At 33.0% G+C, this 17,002-nt stretch carries 20 protein-coding genes; 14 read left to right on the forward strand and 6 right to left on the reverse strand.

Annotated features, from left to right (window positions below; all coding sequences use genetic code 11):
• Positions 1–254: 254 nt before the first annotated feature.
• Both ACIQXJ_RS06220 and ACIQXJ_RS06225 read left to right on the forward strand, forming a co-directional pair.
• The gene (locus ACIQXJ_RS06220) at positions 255–443 is read left to right on the forward strand and encodes a hypothetical protein (RefSeq protein WP_403050950.1); all 189 of its coding nucleotides are present in this window, start codon (positions 255–257) and stop codon (positions 441–443) included.
• A 122-nt stretch (positions 444–565) separates the two neighbouring features.
• Positions 566–1,579, forward strand: coding sequence for a S66 family peptidase (locus ACIQXJ_RS06225; RefSeq protein WP_403050953.1), 1,014 nt, complete (start codon positions 566–568; stop codon positions 1,577–1,579).
• Positions 1,580–1,936: 357 nt separating this feature from the next.
• On the opposite strand, the gene ACIQXJ_RS06230 is transcribed toward ACIQXJ_RS06225, so the two are convergent.
• Complete coding sequence (locus ACIQXJ_RS06230; RefSeq protein WP_403050956.1) at positions 1,937–2,509, reverse strand: GNAT family N-acetyltransferase; 573 nt, start codon at positions 2,507–2,509, stop codon at positions 1,937–1,939.
• 180 nt (positions 2,510–2,689) lie between these two features.
• Here ACIQXJ_RS06230 and ACIQXJ_RS06235 point away from each other — a divergent pair, with 180 nt between their 5' ends.
• Positions 2,690–2,971, forward strand: coding sequence for a hypothetical protein (locus ACIQXJ_RS06235; RefSeq protein ID WP_403050959.1), 282 nt, complete (start codon positions 2,690–2,692; stop codon positions 2,969–2,971).
• Between the two features lie 154 nt (positions 2,972–3,125).
• Positions 3,126–3,491, forward strand: coding sequence for a hypothetical protein (locus tag ACIQXJ_RS06240; RefSeq protein ID WP_403050961.1), 366 nt, complete (start codon positions 3,126–3,128; stop codon positions 3,489–3,491).
• 174 nt (positions 3,492–3,665) lie between these two features.
• On the opposite strand, the gene ACIQXJ_RS06245 is transcribed toward ACIQXJ_RS06240, so the two are convergent.
• Complete coding sequence (locus ACIQXJ_RS06245) at positions 3,666–3,839, reverse strand: hypothetical protein (RefSeq protein ID WP_403050964.1); 174 nt, start codon at positions 3,837–3,839, stop codon at positions 3,666–3,668.
• 630 nt (positions 3,840–4,469) lie between these two features.
• Between ACIQXJ_RS06245 and ACIQXJ_RS06250 the strand changes: the two genes are divergently transcribed.
• Positions 4,470–4,907, forward strand: coding sequence for a VOC family protein (locus ACIQXJ_RS06250; RefSeq protein WP_403050967.1), 438 nt, complete (start codon positions 4,470–4,472; stop codon positions 4,905–4,907).
• Between the two features lie 947 nt (positions 4,908–5,854).
• On the opposite strand, the gene ACIQXJ_RS06255 is transcribed toward ACIQXJ_RS06250, so the two are convergent.
• From ACIQXJ_RS06255 to ACIQXJ_RS06265, 3 genes are all read right to left on the reverse strand, one after another.
• Positions 5,855–6,559, reverse strand: a complete 705-nt coding sequence (locus tag ACIQXJ_RS06255; RefSeq protein WP_403050970.1) for a DUF421 domain-containing protein — start codon at positions 6,557–6,559, stop codon at positions 5,855–5,857.
• A gap of 617 nt (positions 6,560–7,176) precedes the next feature.
• Positions 7,177–7,698: a GNAT family N-acetyltransferase gene (locus ACIQXJ_RS06260; protein ID WP_403050973.1), complete on the reverse strand. Its 522-nt coding sequence runs from the start codon at positions 7,696–7,698 to the stop codon at positions 7,177–7,179.
• 1,740 nt (positions 7,699–9,438) lie between these two features.
• On the reverse strand, positions 9,439–9,561 hold the full coding sequence (locus ACIQXJ_RS06265) for a hypothetical protein (protein WP_403050976.1): 123 nt from the start codon (positions 9,559–9,561) through the stop codon (positions 9,439–9,441).
• A gap of 341 nt (positions 9,562–9,902) precedes the next feature.
• On the opposite strand from ACIQXJ_RS06265, the gene ACIQXJ_RS06270 reads away from it, so the two are divergent.
• The 6 genes from ACIQXJ_RS06270 (at position 9,903) to ACIQXJ_RS06295 (ending at position 14,467) form a co-directional block, all read left to right on the forward strand.
• Positions 9,903–10,310: a hypothetical protein gene (locus tag ACIQXJ_RS06270; RefSeq protein WP_403050979.1), complete on the forward strand. Its 408-nt coding sequence runs from the start codon at positions 9,903–9,905 to the stop codon at positions 10,308–10,310.
• A 378-nt stretch (positions 10,311–10,688) separates the two neighbouring features.
• The gene (locus tag ACIQXJ_RS06275) at positions 10,689–11,870 is read left to right on the forward strand and encodes a multidrug effflux MFS transporter (protein ID WP_403050981.1); all 1,182 of its coding nucleotides are present in this window, start codon (positions 10,689–10,691) and stop codon (positions 11,868–11,870) included.
• Between the two features lie 407 nt (positions 11,871–12,277).
• Complete coding sequence (locus ACIQXJ_RS06280) at positions 12,278–13,000, forward strand: SDR family NAD(P)-dependent oxidoreductase (RefSeq protein WP_403050984.1); 723 nt, start codon at positions 12,278–12,280, stop codon at positions 12,998–13,000.
• A gap of 77 nt (positions 13,001–13,077) precedes the next feature.
• The gene (locus ACIQXJ_RS06285) at positions 13,078–13,233 is read left to right on the forward strand and encodes a hypothetical protein (protein ID WP_403050986.1); all 156 of its coding nucleotides are present in this window, start codon (positions 13,078–13,080) and stop codon (positions 13,231–13,233) included.
• 337 nt (positions 13,234–13,570) lie between these two features.
• Positions 13,571–13,792 carry a hypothetical protein gene (locus tag ACIQXJ_RS06290; protein WP_403050989.1) on the forward strand — a complete coding sequence of 74 codons (222 nt, stop codon included), beginning with the start codon at positions 13,571–13,573 and terminating at the stop codon, positions 13,790–13,792.
• 78 nt (positions 13,793–13,870) lie between these two features.
• Positions 13,871–14,467: a Type 1 glutamine amidotransferase-like domain-containing protein gene (locus tag ACIQXJ_RS06295; RefSeq protein ID WP_403050992.1), complete on the forward strand. Its 597-nt coding sequence runs from the start codon at positions 13,871–13,873 to the stop codon at positions 14,465–14,467.
• A gap of 174 nt (positions 14,468–14,641) precedes the next feature.
• Here the strand turns inward: ACIQXJ_RS06295 and ACIQXJ_RS06300 are convergent, their stop codons facing one another.
• Complete coding sequence (locus ACIQXJ_RS06300) at positions 14,642–14,872, reverse strand: hypothetical protein (protein WP_403050995.1); 231 nt, start codon at positions 14,870–14,872, stop codon at positions 14,642–14,644.
• Between the two features lie 448 nt (positions 14,873–15,320).
• Here ACIQXJ_RS06300 and ACIQXJ_RS06305 point away from each other — a divergent pair, with 448 nt between their 5' ends.
• The 3 genes from ACIQXJ_RS06305 (at position 15,321) to ACIQXJ_RS06315 (ending at position 16,986) form a co-directional block, all read left to right on the forward strand.
• Entirely contained in the window at positions 15,321–15,737 is a 417-nt protein-coding gene (locus tag ACIQXJ_RS06305; protein WP_403050998.1) for a topoisomerase, read from the forward strand.
• A 460-nt stretch (positions 15,738–16,197) separates the two neighbouring features.
• Positions 16,198–16,356, forward strand: a complete 159-nt coding sequence (locus ACIQXJ_RS06310) for a hypothetical protein (RefSeq protein WP_403051001.1) — start codon at positions 16,198–16,200, stop codon at positions 16,354–16,356.
• A 207-nt stretch (positions 16,357–16,563) separates the two neighbouring features.
• Positions 16,564–16,986 carry an ester cyclase gene (locus ACIQXJ_RS06315; protein WP_403051003.1) on the forward strand — a complete coding sequence of 141 codons (423 nt, stop codon included), beginning with the start codon at positions 16,564–16,566 and terminating at the stop codon, positions 16,984–16,986.
• The last annotated feature ends 16 nt before the right edge of the window (positions 16,987–17,002 follow it).

Raw genomic sequence — 17,002 nt, forward strand, 5'->3', positions numbered from 1 at the left:
AAAGTTGTATAGTTTAATGATACCAAGAGTAATAAAATAAAGGAATCTTAAAACTGTGGATTTCTCCTATATGACCTCGAAAATAAGGAAAAGAGTACATATTATTCACATACTCTTTTTTTATATTTATAAAGTTGATAAAAGAACATTATGTAGCAAATGCAAGCTAGCAGTAAAAGTTTTGTTATTGTCAAAAATAGTGGAAGGAAATCATTCCCTTTTGTCGAAAGTTCTAGTTGAAAGGGGGCTGTATTGTGAAATCAATATTTGCAAAAATTAAGGAAAGTTTTATAAATACTACGCCAAAAGTTCCTAAGAAAGATTGTTATTTTTGTAAGCGGAAAGCTTCCGATTTACGAAATTATAAGAATGAGAGAAGCCAAAAAATCAAAGTGTGCTATTTATGTATAGAATATGCTGAGAGGCGAGCTTATCGTAAATAAAAAATTTACTTTCTTTTATACGTAATTACATAGCAAGTTGCAAGTTGATGTTACTGTACGAAGATTAAATGCAATTGGTTAATTTATGACAAAATTAACTAAAACTATAAAGGGGGATGTGTATGATAAAATATCCATTTTTAAAAGTTGGGACAACAATTGGTGTTACAGCACCTTCATCAGGCGTACCAAGTGAACTGCATGATTTACTGAAAACAGCATGCATTCGTATGGAAAAGGAAGGATATAAAGTCTTTTGTGGAGAAACCGCATGGACTCAAGATAAAGCAAAATCTGCTTCAGCAAGAAAGCGTGCGGAAGAGTTTAATAACATGATCATTCATGATGAAATCCATATTATTATTCCTCCTTGGGGAGGGGAGTTACTTATTGAGACACTCGAATATATTGACTTTGAAAATATTCCAACCAAGTGGGTATTAGGTTACTCCGATATCAGTCTTTTATTATTGGCTATTACATTAAAAACAGGTATAGCTACCGCACATGGAACGAATCTAATAGATTTAAGAGGCGAGTTTTCTGATGACACGACAGCAATGTGGCAGTCGGTATTATCTCTAAAAAAAGGTGAATCAATCCTACAACATTCTTCAGACCAATATCAAAAGGAGTGGCATTTCGATAAGCCTACACCTTATGTTTTTCTTTTTACAGAGAAAACAAACTGGAAAACTACTTTAGATAAACGTGTTAAAATACATGGGCGTTTACTGGGAGGATGTATTGATTCGATTAGACATTTAATTGGAACAAAATTTGGTGAAATACAAAAATTTACAGAAACTTTTATTAAAGGTGAATCTGTTATATGGTTTTTTGAAAACTGTGAGTTATCTACAACCGATTTGCGTAGGACACTTATACAAATGAAATTAGCTGGATGGTTTAATAATTGTTCAGGAATAATGTTTGGTAGAAGTAATGCTGAAACCTCTGTTGAGAATTATACTATCGACGATGTGTATAAGGAGTTTTCTAAGGAGCTAGAAATGCCGATTATATATGACATCGATTGTGGTCATTTGCCGCCACAAATGACATTAATAAACGGAGCATTTGCAGAAGTACAAACGTATAACGGTAAAGGAACTATTTTACAACACTTTATTTAAATGCATTGTAAAGCAACATCTAAAAACTTATATATGCGGTTATGGATACTATTATCAATTAATATTCAATATACCTACTGACTTTAGGAATGTAATCTATACAAGGGTCACCCTGGGATAGGGGCGACCCTAAGAAACAAATCAGGAGGAAGTTAACTTAACACTATTATTTATATGCAGTGTTAAGATGGATTTTATAGTTAATTGCCTTTCGAAAAATAAAAAATGTAGAAAAAAGCTTTAAAGATTTCTGAGAAACTTTCTTTCATACCACTACAAGGTAATTTAAGCTTACAAAAACCAGCAAGGTAAATAATACCGAGCTGGTTTTAAGTGTGAAATATAACGTTTAATCTTTTAGACTGAAGGATGACTAATTTTTTGTAATTCCCACTCGCTACGTAAAATGCCCATTTTAATTGCATCATAGTATTTCCCGTCAACCATTCGTGCGTCTCTAATTTTTGCCTCTAATTGCATCCCCAATTTATCAGTAACTCGCATCATTCTTTCATTGCCGGACCAAGTAGACATACCTATGCGATGAAGAGTAGTGTTTTCAAAAAGGTAGTCAATCCATAAGCTATAAGCCTCAGATCCGTAACCACCATTCCAGTAATCTGAATTATATGTAACAATCCCTGTTTCAAGCCAATTCGTATTTTTGTCAACCCAATAAGCTCCAACGACACCTATAAATTCGTCATTTACTGCCATGACTAATGTACTTGGGACACCTTCAAATAACTCTTCATCATTGGCCCATTCCTTTAAAAATTCCGTTTTAGTCATTTGTTTTTCTGGAATATACGGTCCATTCCATTTCTTAGCGGCTTGTGTTTCATCAACATATTTCCAATAATAAATTTCTTCTAAATCCGCAATTGTAGCTGTACGTAATGTAACTCTTATTCCTTTTTTATAAATCATTATCATTTCTCCCTTAATCGCCTAAAAACAACTAATTTTATAATAACATACATATATGTATAAATTGTCTAAAATAATATGGACTTTATTTCAAAAAGGAGGCTTAGTGTATTATACTTGTCTGATTTTAGAGGAGATCCATTTTTTATGTCGAATTAGTACATAAATGGAGGGATACTATTGTTAACCAAAATTAGAAAAGTTAAGTTTGAAAAAGAAAGAAAAAATCCTATGTATAATGTTGTTATGGAATGTCCAGATGGGAAGGAACTTTTTGTTAAGTTTGATTATACTTATGCTACTAAAAATTTCTGGCCATTAGAAGTAAATTATAATAAAAAGAAATATGGCGCAAAGCTCGCATGGTATACAAGAGAAGTTGAAAATATGACGGTTGAATTGTTCTTAGAAACAATTGCAAACAAGATAAATAAAAAATATAACTTCGTACTACAGAATTAATAATAGGAAATTTTATTTTAGGTCCTTCGAAAATTGTTGGGAAGTCTCTTTGTGCACTTTAGGAACAATTGTGTTAGCTTTGAGAGGAAAAATTCGATAAAAATATTCCAATTTTATAGATTTCTTTTTATTATTAAGTTGGAGGGGATATTAGATGTTTAGTAATACAGCGAATATGTTTAAGCAAACTACAAATCTTATAAATGCATTGAATAAGTTAAAACAAAACCTATCTTTTGTAAAATCAAATGTAAATAACGATAAAACGCTAGCCATCTATTTTTTAAGTAATGCGTATAGTGACTTTAATTTATTTAAAACGATCTATTTATCCGTAACGCCTGGCGATCAAAAAATCGAAGTATTTTTACAAGAATTCGAGAAATTTTTTGTAGATGTAAATAAATATTTAGTATTTATTACTGAAGATAGTATAGAAGATAAACTTCATAAAGAAGTGGTATTTTCCATAAATGAAGTAGAAAGATATTTATTAAATCAGTTAGATATGTATAGATAATTTCTTATGTACTTTTGACATTCCTTATAGTAGGGGTGTCTTTTTATTTAAAAAGCAAAAACGTCCCTCTCATTACAAGTGTAACTTGCGGAGGGCATAAGAAAGAGGATAGTGGAAAGAAAGAATTGTAAGACAAGGAAAGAGCTGCCCTAAATAAGAACAGCACCTAAAAAATTATTTGACAGCCTTTAAAAAAGCCTTCCCTTTGTTGTAGATAAATCTTTCCCACTTAGCTAGTAGTCCATTTCCATTGTCACCATTTTCTAAAGCTAAAACGTGATTTTTATGGAATACTTTTACCCGTTTATTATGTTCTCTTTGCCATTGATGTAAAGGATTATGTCTCATTTTTTAGCCTCCTTTTAGTTATTTAATTATATGGTTCGTATAGGTAAATTAAAAGTAATACATATCTAGTCAATAGAAAATAAAATTGATAGTTATGCGTGATGAATATTTGAAAAAATTATGCAATAACATAAAAAAGCGTTGCAATATACAACGCTAAGTTCGATTGATTTTAGGCAATTTTGCTATTCTAGAAATAAAAGGTATTAAATCACCAATTAAAAAATATACGCTACAGTATTGACATAGCTTCTAAGTTGTTTGTAAAGATTCTATATGCTCCTAAAGTAAATAATGCCAAACTACTAACTGAGCTAAGTAATGTTCTATTTTTATCAGTCAATGAAATCCCTCCTAATGAATAAAAAAAAGTTAGCGATAAGGAGAAGAGAAAGTTTTCATGCAAAGACGCATTATTATTTTTGAATTAATCCCAAATGGATGAAAATAAGAAAATTGTCCCGAAGAGCACCTCTATTTGTAATTTATGTAACTAATAACATCATAAAAACCGCAAAATCATCAATAAAATGAAATAGTATAATTTTGTTTATTAATAAACCCCTTGTTAATACTATCATTTGTATACATTATATTGGATAATTACAGGGAAAATAGGAGGTATGAAATTTGAAAATCAAAAGAATAGATCATGTAGGTGTAATCGTAAACAATCTCTCTGCCGCTAAAGAGTTTTTTGTCGATTTTGGGCTTGAAGTGAAAGCGGAATGGGATATGGAAGGAGAGTTAATGGGATATGCAGTAGGGCTTAATGACGCTAAAGTAGCGTGTGTTGGAATGGGAACATCAGACGGTCAGACATGGATAGAACTAATCAAATTTTATTCGCCGTCAGATGAAACTGACATGCAGCATCCCCTTGCAAATACACTGGGTATCCGCCATATTGCATTTACTGTTGAAGATATTGAAACTGTTGTTACCAAATTGAAAAAGAATGGTACGGAAATCTTTAGTGAGATACAGCAGTATGAAGAAAGTTATAAACTATGCTACGTTCGTGGTCCAGAGGGAATTATTTTGGAGTTGGCTGAGGAAATCAAGTAAGCATGTTAATTATAATGAAGATGTAACTCTTTGTTACTTTGTGGTGGATGTTCGTTCTGTTTAGATGTGAAACCTTAAGCGAAACAACACTCCGTAGTCAGAAATTGCTGCATTGATGAGTGAACTAAAATAAGAAGCAAGTAGATACTTAGTGTAATTATTATGTTCAGTAAACCTAGACAATGTATTGGAAATTAGCTTTTCTTCTAATATTGCCTGGGAATCTAAATTAAGTTCCATATCAATAAGTACAGACTGCGGAGTAAAATTTAATCCTTTAAGTTTAATTCTTCATGGGTTAGTCCAGGAAAAATCACACTTCCTAAAGGTATGCCATCAGGCTTGTTGATTTTTTGAAGTTTCATGCTAACGGCTATATTGTTCAGTGAAGAGCTTAATACTTAACAAAATGTTCTCTTCTGAGGATGCTTTTACTTTTGTGAAAATGTATGTATATGTAATTAAGATGAAAGTCGTTACGGATAATCGGAAAGAGATTTTTTTACAACATCTGCATCAGTATTCGAGCAGGGTTCGTAAGGTAATCGTTTTAATTTATAATTATAAAAATTTCAAAGCCAAAAATGACCTATAGTCATGGACAAGTAATATTGCGACCACTGTGCCTACCTGAAATCACATGGGGAGCATGGCATGACGAGCGGAGGTTGACGAAACGTATGGGACGCCTATGCGTATTTTGACATCTAGTGATAATCAAGTTAAAGCGATGGATGTAGAATGGAAGGTGAAATAGCCAGTTGAATACAGTCAGAACAACATGTATGTAAAGGAGGGCTGTAGGGTTACGGAAAAGTGGGAAAAGTGGGATAAGAGGGGGAATTGGTTCTAATATAAAAACCTTTAGATATTGAAATAGCATTTAAGCTAACAGGTTATTCAAGTATTTCCTTTTTAGGATTCACTTCATAAACAAAGTAAATCCTTTATTTGTACAGAAAAACTTGCAAGTTATCGTTTTGGTCAATTGTCGCTAATATAACATCTTTAATGTCTACGTTATATATTGATGTAAGGTTATTTATTAACCAATCTTCAGAAAACTTAGATTTTTTTAACTCATGGTAATCAATTTTCCCTTCTTGAATGAGGACAGAAGGGATCGAAAAAGGTTCAGGTACTACCTTTAAATCTGTTCTCGTTGGAGTTTGGTGTTGTGGATAGATAAAACTTGAAATAGATCCGTCTGGTTCCCATAATGCAAGAGCAATTTTTTGAATATCTTCTATCTTTTCTTTTCTTAACTCTGATAAAAGAAAATCAATAGTAATCCTGGCCTTTCGTAAGTTTGCGGAAACAATTTTCCCGTTTTGAATTAGTGGAATCGGAGGTGGGTCCATAAAATGTCGAAACGAAATCCATTTCATACTCAATAATACCCCGAGTAAATATAAAATAATTAAAACCGACATGGTAATCATGGAACCCTTTAATCCTAATCCTTCATCAGACAAGGGATGAGCAATGATATTTCCAAGAGTTATTGCCATAACAAAATCTAGTAACCCCAACTGAGCAATTGAACGTTGCCCCATAATTTTTGTTGCAAAAAGTAAAAAGAAAAAAGTAACAATCGCCCTTAGAATCCATTGTATTGCTGTAAGAGATTCTTGACCATGAAAGAAATCCACATTGATACATCCTTTCCTGTTAAATCTTTATTTATTATCTCCTTTAACATCATTATTATGTGTTTGATACAGCTAACAGGAGCTTGATATGAAGAAAAAAACTGTGTGAAAAGATAATTTGAAAAGGCCTAGGATATTTTATCGCTGTAATTACAGCAGAGGAACAAACAATGGAGGAAAAAATGTCCGTTATAGAGGATTTGTACCACAAGAAAATGGAATAGGTTTCTTTTTTATAATAGAAAAATAATAGTTTAAGGAAGGTAGTGTTACATAAAGATTCTTGAATAGCATACGCAGCTCTTTTTCTTAATTAAACTAACGAAGCAGGTTAGTTAAAGAAGAACTTAGAACATTGTTTCGATATGGAAACAAAGCAGTGGGGTTAGAACAGCTATAGTGCTTCACTAGGATTAACAGGTTATGTAGTTAAAACGCAGAAAATCAAAAAAAATGATAAGTTGATAATAAAAACTAAAGCTAGTGTAGTATTTTACTGTGACTAATGGGGGCTTTAGTTCAATAACGCTCATCGATGCCGGTGTAAAAAATAAGTGTTCGCACATAGAAGATATTATGGGTTAAGACGTTGAAAGCTTACATTTCTTTCCGAGATCCTATTCTACTATTGATTCTACTATTTTCTCATCTAGAATTTTAATCGCCATCATCGAATTCTCCTGAATGATTCCTGTATCTAAGAAACCAAAGGAGGCATATAATGTTTTAGCTATGACATTACTTGTTCTATAAAAGAGGGCTACATATTCTGCTTCCCCATATGGCATGGTTTCGATATCCTTCAACATTTTTTCAAATGCAACTTTACCATGTCCTTTTCCTTGATAACTCTTTTCAATCATAATATGCCAAATAAAATAGCACTTCTTCCCGTAAAAAACTTCATTTTCAAATGATTCATGATCCAACGTATCATAAATATACATCAAAAATCCGACCGCTACACCATCAGCATAAATGGCAATGGGAGTCGCTGGTATCCCGTCTGCGTTCAACATATGAGCGTCTGCAAAGCTTCTGAGGTTAGTAGTTTCTATAAAGTCTTTCTGGTTTTCACCAACTTCAAGTGCTATTACTTCATCTATGTTATTCCCGGTTATTTTTCGAAATTCAATCATTTTTTTATCTCCTCTCCTAAGACAAGCCACTCCGACACATGCCTAAAACAATCTAAATATCCTTTCCGTAATTCTCAAAATAGGGTACACAAAATATTCAATTTTTTCCCCTATGATTTCTAATTCTTATTCCTGTCATATCCCATCTTGTAAAGGCAATTGTAACATATATTTTTGCAAATTATAGTACTTTATTACAAATTATAGGTTTTAAAAACAAGTGATCAATCATCCTTGCTTGTCCTTAATGAAGGAAAAGATTTAATTTATTCCTTATTGGTCAAGGTGATTATCGGGAAATGGAAGCAATGAAGCAGTTGTTAATAAAAAAACGAACCGATTAGGTAAACCTATAAAGAAAAAACGTAAAAGTCAGACGAAGAGTTAAAGTAAATAATAGATGCGGTTACTGAAAAGTAAAACTTGTCGTTTCTTGCGCTTACCCGGGAAATATTTTTTTATTTCCTAACTTAAAGACCACAAATTTGAATAGCATTTAATAACCCAAGGGAGGACTATGCTAAAGGAATGAAGGCTTCTTGAAGCGGCACAATATAAATGTGAAATTCTTTGGCTTTATCAAAATCCTTTTGAAATTGTGTAGGACGGCAAACAGGAGCGTTCTAAAATTGAAATATCAAGTGCCGTTCAACCACAAGAACGACCTTACTTTAAAAGGGATGGAAAGAATGTTAAAACATACGATGCTCCAAAGAGTTGAGATTTCAAAGACTTTATAAAGCTCGTAGCGTTGCAACAACAATCCGGCTTAGTTGAGTACAGAGCCAAAAAAGCTACATGCTGATAAAATTTATCTCATGACATCGGTGACAATTGAGGTGACTAGAACTGAAAGTAGTACGCAAGGAAATTACACAACGTATAGCTAGATTAATCAATTATCAGGATCAAATAGCTTTTCTCAAATGCATAGGGTGTACGAAACGAGAAGATGACCTTAGTAAGAAATGCGGAGGATGCAAGGTTTATAGAGAACTAAGGAGCATGGGAAAAGAGCTTGAGCAGTTTGGTAATTTGCGGATGTGCTAGGTGAGTAATTGAAGGATATTGAGTAGTGCGGAGGGGGATTGTGTTAAAAGCAACCTCACCTAAATGGTGAGGTTCAAATTCATAGCATAATACAATAAACATTTGTTTATTGCTTCACCCATCGTTTTGCTAATGGAGAATGAGGTATCCATTTTGCACTTGTAGCAAAAAGGTTATTTCCTGCTTGGTCAGTAATGGTATTTTTTAATATTACAGCATCATAAATGTGAACCAGACTCATATTTACTAGTATTTGGTGGTTATTAGTATCGTAAATAGCCGAAGATAAAACGTTGTAATCTGAGCCGCAACATCGGCTCCGTTTGAACTGGAACACCACCAATATAAGCTTGTTTGCCAATATCAAATATAAAGTGAAGATCATGAATAGGGGTAACAGCTACTATAGGTGCAATTATATCGCTATTCTCAACTTTTACTGTCTTTCTATCACGGCTTTATCATCGCATACGGCGATTCGTCAGCAGTAGATAGACAAAACTTATTTCACCGCGATTAATTATCAATCAATTTAAGTAAGGTCTATACTGACGAATGTTAATGGTCTTGTTAATACAATAAAAATAACAGTAAGTCTTTGTTTGCGTTTAGTGTGTTACTGAACAATATGAGGATTAAACAAAAATAGAGAGAATAAACATTTCACTATAATTCAACTATATATTAAAATCACTTATTTCTTTCAAGTGCTTCGATACGTTTTTCTAATTTCTTGATCTTCATGTCATTAAGTACGGCAATGACAGTCGCTGCTATTGCGAAGGTGAAGACTACATAAGTGACACCAAGCATTAATGAACCTCCTAAATTTTGTTAATTTAATTGTAACACAAAAATGCCGCAGCGTTTGAAAATGCTACAGCTCGAATTAGAAGCTTTTCTAAAAAGGACTATACACGACATGACAGATTTATGGTAAATCTAATAAGAAAGTCTTTAACTAAGTGTACAAACTGGTAAAGCCTCCATGTGTAACTGTGCCATCCTTGAACTACGAGGATTGGAGAAAACAATTTATTAGTGATGGGTGAGAATCACATCACCTAGTTAGTTTTTTTGTTTACAGGTAATTTTTAGTTGGATATTTATGTTAAAATCGGATTGGGTAAATAAAATATTTGAGGTGCGCCAATATGAAATTATATATAAAATATCTAATACCCATCTGGATTTTCTTATTTTTTGTGTATTTATTTATATTGTTTATTTATCAAATTTCTCTATTTAAAAAGACCACTATGATATTTACTGTCATTTATATTTGTACTTCAACTATGATTAGTTTATTTGTAATAGGTGTAAAATCGGACAATAAAAAATTAACAAATTTTATATCTATTCTAGCTATTACGATTCTCTTCATTTGTTCAATAGGTGTGGCTGGCTATTTTAATAATCATAAACATGATGATTTCCAGAAGAAAGAGATTTTATTAACTGGTGCATCGAAGGCTTTCCAATCACTTAATATAAAAAATGAAAACATTGTATCTATTGAGGTTGGAGAATATACAAAAAAAGATGGTTTTCCTTTTAGATAAAAAGTGAAAGTCGTAAGTTCTGACTCTGAAAAAACCTATTATTTCGAATGCTCGGATTATAAATGTGAAACGATGATAAGGTATACATATCCAGTAGAGGATTGAAGGGAAAATCGGATTATCATTTGGTTATTTATGATATTAATACCTTTTATTATGTTAAAACCTATTGATGGTCATGCGACTGAGAAAAAAGATTAACCACATATAAAAAAGGTACATCGTTTTATCCCATTGGATGGTATAATTTTACGTATAATTAATTTAGAAGGAAGTGAATTCATGAGTGATTTAGAAAAAATCAAACTCGTGAAGCCGCCATTTCCCAAGCTACGATGTTTTTCTTTCAAACCTATAATTATCTAGGAGAGGATTATTTTGAAGAAAAACATCGGAAACAAAACACCTAGCTTATTACTATTGATTGTATTAGTAGGCTTCCCACAAATTAGCGAAACTATTTTTAGCCCATCATTACCTTCTATTGCTGAAGTGTTTGAAACTTCTATGAGTGATGCACAGCTTACGATGAGTGTGTACTTTATCGCTTTTGCCTTAGGTGTATTTTTCTTTGGACGTCTATCCGATAAAATCGGTCGTCGGAAGGCAATGCTTTATGGGCTGTTTTTATATTTTGTTGGTAACGTACTTTGTTTAGTAGCAAATGAAATGGCAGTTTTATTAGTCGCACGCTTTATTCAAGCGTTTGGTGCAAGTGTTGGCTCTGTCGTGACACAAACGATTTTACGCGAAAGTTTTTCTGGTGTTGCGCGTCATAAAATGTTTGCTCAAATTTCAGCTGCCCTTGCCTTCACACCTGCCCTTGGCCCATTAATCGGTGGTTTTACCGACTTTTATTTTGGCTTTAAAGTCGTATTTTTAGTGTTAGTTGCTATGAGCATTATTGTATTTTGCTATGCGTATATACGCTTACCGGAAACAGCGCTAACACCAATCGAAATGAAGCCTATACTACCAATAGTGAAGCGCATGATTACAAATGCGCGTCTATGGCGCTACGGCGTATTAATTGGTGGTATTAACGGTGTATTATTTAGCTATTATACTGAAGCACCATTTATTTTTACGCAATACTTTACACTAACAAGTGCGGTGTATGGTTTTTTAGGTATTATCGTTGCGCTCGCTTCTATTGCCGGTGCGATGCTATCTAAACGACTTGTTAGCCACATAAAACCTGAGAAGATTATCGTACGAGGGTTAGTCATTATGCTTATCGGTACATTGCTCGCTACATCGGTGCATTTTTTACCGATTGCAATACAAATGCCAACTATGATTGTTAGTGTGTTCATTATTTTATTTGGTACAGGTACCGCTTTACCAAACTGTTTAAGCTTAGCGCTCGTTGACTTTCATGACGTCATTGGTTCTGCCGGTGCGATATTTAGCTTAGGTTATTATTTACTGGTCAGCGCTATAATCTATGGTATGAGTATTTTCCATAATGGAACAGTCTTAGCAATGCCACTATATTTTTTAATACTTGGGATTGTTATGCTTTTTATAAGCTTACCCTTACTTAATAAAAAGAGATGAATTCTCACGCTACGTTATAGGGGTCACTACCGACCTTTATTTTAAAGCTACAATAATCGTTTCATTATGTTAAAAAATATCAAATTTTATTATAGCATCCTCTTTTGAGGATGCTTTTTATTTTGGTTGAAGGGATGCGTACTTATGAAATTCATGAGTCGGTAATAAAGCATGCTAATTGTGACTAACTTCGCTGGTAATCAAACAGAGCCATTTTTACAACATCTGCACCCCAAGGGGTGTATAGCAAACTAGAACAAGAAATGGAAAATAAACTCAAGCTAAGTTTTGAATTTCAGTCAAAAGAATGAAGTGAAAGAATAGTGGTGTAAATATAATAGATGTAATTGCTATGATGTTTTCTATCTTAAATAATTAAGAAGAAAGCTAACGGAGAGGATGATTGGATGTGTAAAGACTTTATAATTTTTGGAGCAAGTCAAGGGCTTGGCGACGCCTTTGTAAAAGGTCTACCCATAGAGGGAGATACGGTATGGATGGTGTCAAGAACACGACCAGAAAGTTTGGATATTAATGATGGTGTAAATCGCAAATGGCTCTCAATAGATTTATCAAGTCAACAACAAATATCTGCTTTAAAGGAAACCTTAAAAGACATTGCAATAGATGTATTAATTTATAATGTTGGCGTATGGGAAAAGCGTGGTTTCGAGGATGACTATACATTTGACAAGGATGAAATTGAAGATATTTCCAACTTGATCAATATAAATCTAACTTCGACCATTACATATATTCAGGCGCTTCTACCGAACTTAAGACAAGCTAAAAATGGAAAAATCATTTTAATTGGTTCAACTGCAGGCTTAGATCACACAAACAGTTCACAAGTTTCATTTGCTGCATCTAAATTCGGCTTACGAGGCATTACAAATGCTCTACGTGAACATTTGAGAGGGGATAAAGTCCCTGTCACCTGTATTAATCCAGGGGAGCTGGCTGCAGAAGTACCATATGAAGAAGGCGCAGAAAAGGCAATTGATTTATATGAAGGTACACGTATACCTGTACAAGATATTGTATCTATTGTGCAATGTGTGATTAATTTATCACCAGTTTCATGTGTTAAGGAAATTATTATCCCTTCAATAACAGACTTAAATGCTTAATCGTTTCAAAATAAGTAAAAGTAATTAAAATACAATAGATTTTAAGCCTTTTACACTCATCTGTGGAGGGTTTTATTATGCAAAAAGGAAGCTGTCCAATGAAAACAGACACATGTGTAGGCGGCACCATGGCAGAGGCGCTTGTTTCTTTGGAAATGAAAAGCTCCAATGCTTTTGGAAATTGCTTCAATGGCTATTCAGTGCCGTTGCCATCCAATTTACATGGTGCATGAAAAGTTACCAAAGTTTTGACAAGGTAGAGATTACATGGATGGGATGATACGTATCAAAAGAAACTTACTGCTTGTATTAATGCTTACATGTCTGACTAAGGACTTACTTATAAACAAGATTTCCATAAAGCAATCAAACAGGGAAAGCCACCAAGCGTAACAGTGCCATTCATGAGATTGGAGAAAACAATTTAGCGTAAAATAGTTTTCTTAGAGGTGATCATATTTGTTGAGTATTTATGTCAGGTTTTTTTGTGTAATACTTTAAATTGAGCTAAAATAAACCTTATTAGTATGTTAAAAGACACGAAAAATCATTTGCTTGGAGGTTGAGTATATGAATGAAAAGAAGAAGGGGAAATTACAAATCTTATTCATAGTTTTAATAATATCACTATTGGTTGCGGCATTTGTTACTTTTTTCCTTGGTCATTTCATGGTGGGTTCTGTTTTATTTGTAATCTTTATAGTTATTTTGAATGCTATTAGTAGTTGGAAGAGAATGAAAAATACAGAGTATATTCATTTTAAAAATCATAAATATAATGAGAAATGGTGATTATACCTAGGAGTATATATGAAAACTCACTATTATTTAGGCTGGTTTAACAATTTTTTTCCCGACAAATAGAGCAGAGTGTTACAGTGGGATATAACTGATAGAAGATCCCTAGCTATGATTAGCTCGAATCCCTTTTTTTATGAACAAGATGGTGCTGCTGAACGCTCATGGCTTGACCAGGCAGGCATTTTGTTTGATGAATATCATTTAATTAATTATCGTGTACAGAAGAACGATGCACAAACCATAATTCAAAATGCTTCAGTCATTTTCTTGTTGGGTGGAGATACTCTTAAACAAAATGGGTTTCTGATGGAATATGAATTGTCAGATTTGATTAAAGAAAGCAGAGCCGTTGTGATGGGAGCAAGCGCTGGTGCAATCAACATGTCTGCTAAATGGTTATGCTCGAAAAACTTTGGCTATAAAGTTGAAATAAGCTCATTTTACGATGGAATCGGCCTTGACGACTTTTCCGTCCTGTCTCACTTTGATCTTGAGAATAATATCGCATTGATTCAAGACGAGCTGTCTTCCTTTTCGGAAGAAATGGATATTTATGCGTCGAACAAAGATTGCGCTGTACGTGTAAAGGGCGGCAAAATCGACATTTTAGGCAATGTATATTTAGTTTTTCACTCACAGATTCAGAAATTGGATGAGACGCTTTAGTTGTGTTGAATGCGTATGGCTAAAACTGCAAAGCTTCTACTTTAAACCAACAATTGTAGAGCAACAAAAAAAATCAAACGTATAAAGATTGATATCGTTAATTTATTGAATTTTTTAAATATCTAAACAAGCCACTCACTTTGAGTGGCTTGTTTGATTGTAAAAATTATATTTTTACCATATTAACTTTAGATATATTTCAGAAAATTTTATGCCTTCTATTGTTGCTTTTTCAAAGAGCTCTTCATATCCATTGAATTCTTGAGAATATTGATCTCTGGTTCTTGATAGATAAGATTTGCCAGGATTATGGCTTATCCAATATTCATCGTTATTATAATAAAAATTAAGTTCTTCACCCATTGCAATGATGCTTTTGAATTCTAAGTATTCTTTTTCTGTCATGCCTATACCTCCTTTTTAGTATGCCTCATATCTTTTAGTACCATTCTAAATTGGCTTTTTAATCCTAAAACATTGTTGGTATATGAAATTATTCGAAGCATACTACAGCTTGTCTGTGAGTGTAAAGCCGTTGACTATATCATATTGCTGACAACAAGAGAGTGAAACTTACTCAGTAATCGTTCCCTATGGAGGTATTTATGTTTATCAGGTGGGGAATTTTACTTAAACTAAAGGGGTCTAGTCAGATTGATGAGGATTTACAACGGTAGGCAAAGAAAAGTCCCAAAACTACTTTAGGAAGCTTATACTTCAACTTATGACGCAGTTTAATTTAAAAATATTTCAATTCATTAAGGAAACTTCTACCAATTAATTTCGTTTCTCTTAGGAGTGGAGAATTGATGATGTAGTACATGTAATTTATTTTTGAAAGGGGAATTAAGAGGTGTTTAAAAAAGTAGCTATAATTTCAGGAATTTTATTTAGTTCAATTTTGTTAGTTGGGTGTAATGAAGAGCCGGAAGTAACAGTAATAGATGCTTCGAAAAACGAGGAAAATGATGGGAGTTTATCATCTGAAGAATCAAATTTATTATCAAAATTAGGAGATAAAATAATAGTATCTATTACAGAACAAACGGAACTTGATAGAAATTCAATAACAATAATGTTAGGCGGTAATCCTGCTAGTGGAATTATTGATGTATCAGTAGGTATCCCGTTGGATGCAAAAGTTGATGATACGATGATTCAACAAATAGTTAAAGATTCTATTAAGAATGTTGTTGAAACAGAAAATGTAGCAATGAGCGAAGAAAATATAACAATAAAAATTGAGAAATACCAACGGAGAAGTTCTTAAAGGATACAAACAACCTTAAAAGTACAGTTGCTTTATAAGATTGTGAAAAAATGTACTTAAACAAATGGGGCTAGGATTTATAACATATACATAAATAAACTTCATAACGTTCCCAAATGAAAGTTTAGACATACACCCAAAAGTCACGTAAACGTACACGAAAATGCACGAAAACAATTCGATTACAATATTTAACATGGTGTATAAACTCTACCTTGGTTGCTAGACGTGAGCTACGATATTTTTACCTTTATAAAAAAGCCTTCATCCATTAGATGGGGCTTTTTATTTATTTGAATTTCACATAAATAATAGGTAATAAAGTACTGTTAGTGAATTTTTATAATACTAAAGTTTAGTTGTCTTGTCAGTCGATTTAATCAAATGTATCTAAAGTAATTGTAAAAAAATATAAATATATTCTATAATGAGTAAAAATTTGAGAAATTGAGGTGATTTTATGGGTAAACCAGTAGATTATAATCTTTTTCCAACCTATCAAGACTCACTAGATTCCAGACTCATTGAACGTAAAGAAGAATATATTGAAGAACTTGAAAAAGTAAAAAATGAAGGTGTTGTATTACGATTTGAAAAAGCTACTGAGTTACCCCCTTAATTAAAAAGCGTCTCTATTTGAGGTGCTTTTCAATTCGCTTTGAAAACTGCATCTAACAGCCAAAACGCTTTATGAAAGGTAGAATTTGGTGTGGTTTTGAGAGTGGAATTTGTAGAAGAAGATTCCAATTCGTGGACTCTTACATTATTATTAAGTAAGTAGAGAATTTAAAATCCTTGCCATCATGTATAATAACGGAGGACTAATATGACACCAGAACAAATTGTTAAGAAATTTTTTGAGGAAGTACGGTCAGGGAAAAATCCTGGTTACGCAACTGAATTAATGGCAGAACAAGTATGGGCACATCAAGTTATTTCTGAAGAAGAATTAACGGTTTTAAGAACGCCAAACGATTATGCAGACCATGTGAAAGAAATGGTAGAAGCATATGACGATTTTTCGTTAGAAATCCAAGAATTCATGGTACAAGAAAATAAAGTATATGTACGCTGGAAACAAGTTGGTACGCATGTTGGAGAGGTCGACGGATATCAGCCGACAAATCTCCCTGTTATTGAAATAGCTAGTGCAATATATAGAATTGATAATGAAAAAATAGCAGAATACTGGATTCAAATTGATCGGGCTGGTATTGAAAAACAACTAAAGCGCAATAAAAGTATTTAACATCCTGCGGGGTGTT

The sequence above is a fragment of the Lysinibacillus sp. NPDC097868 genome (genome assembly GCF_044761135.1).
In the GTDB taxonomy this organism is placed as follows: domain Bacteria; phylum Bacillota; class Bacilli; order Bacillales_A; family Planococcaceae; genus Lysinibacillus.

Coding starts and splice junctions, on each gene's coding strand:
- ACIQXJ_RS06225 (WP_403050953.1), top strand. CDS start 566: ATGATAAAATATCCATTTTTAAAAGTTGGGACAACAATTGGTGTTACA.
- ACIQXJ_RS06230 (WP_403050956.1), bottom strand. CDS start 2,509: ATGATTTATAAAAAAGGAATAAGAGTTACATTACGTACAGCTACAATT.
- ACIQXJ_RS06240 (WP_403050961.1), top strand. CDS start 3,126: ATGTTTAGTAATACAGCGAATATGTTTAAGCAAACTACAAATCTTATA.
- ACIQXJ_RS06245 (WP_403050964.1), bottom strand. CDS start 3,839: ATGAGACATAATCCTTTACATCAATGGCAAAGAGAACATAATAAACGG.
- ACIQXJ_RS06260 (WP_403050973.1), bottom strand. CDS start 7,698: ATGATTGAATTTCGAAAAATAACCGGGAATAACATAGATGAAGTAATA.
- ACIQXJ_RS06265 (WP_403050976.1), bottom strand. CDS start 9,561: ATGCTTGGTGTCACTTATGTAGTCTTCACCTTCGCAATAGCAGCGACT.
- ACIQXJ_RS06270 (WP_403050979.1), top strand. CDS start 9,903: ATGAAATTATATATAAAATATCTAATACCCATCTGGATTTTCTTATTT.
- ACIQXJ_RS06280 (WP_403050984.1), top strand. CDS start 12,278: ATGTGTAAAGACTTTATAATTTTTGGAGCAAGTCAAGGGCTTGGCGAC.
- ACIQXJ_RS06285 (WP_403050986.1), top strand. CDS start 13,078: ATGCAAAAAGGAAGCTGTCCAATGAAAACAGACACATGTGTAGGCGGC.
- ACIQXJ_RS06290 (WP_403050989.1), top strand. CDS start 13,571: ATGAATGAAAAGAAGAAGGGGAAATTACAAATCTTATTCATAGTTTTA.
- ACIQXJ_RS06300 (WP_403050995.1), bottom strand. CDS start 14,872: ATGACAGAAAAAGAATACTTAGAATTCAAAAGCATCATTGCAATGGGT.
- ACIQXJ_RS06310 (WP_403051001.1), top strand. CDS start 16,198: ATGGGTAAACCAGTAGATTATAATCTTTTTCCAACCTATCAAGACTCA.
- ACIQXJ_RS06315 (WP_403051003.1), top strand. CDS start 16,564: ATGACACCAGAACAAATTGTTAAGAAATTTTTTGAGGAAGTACGGTCA.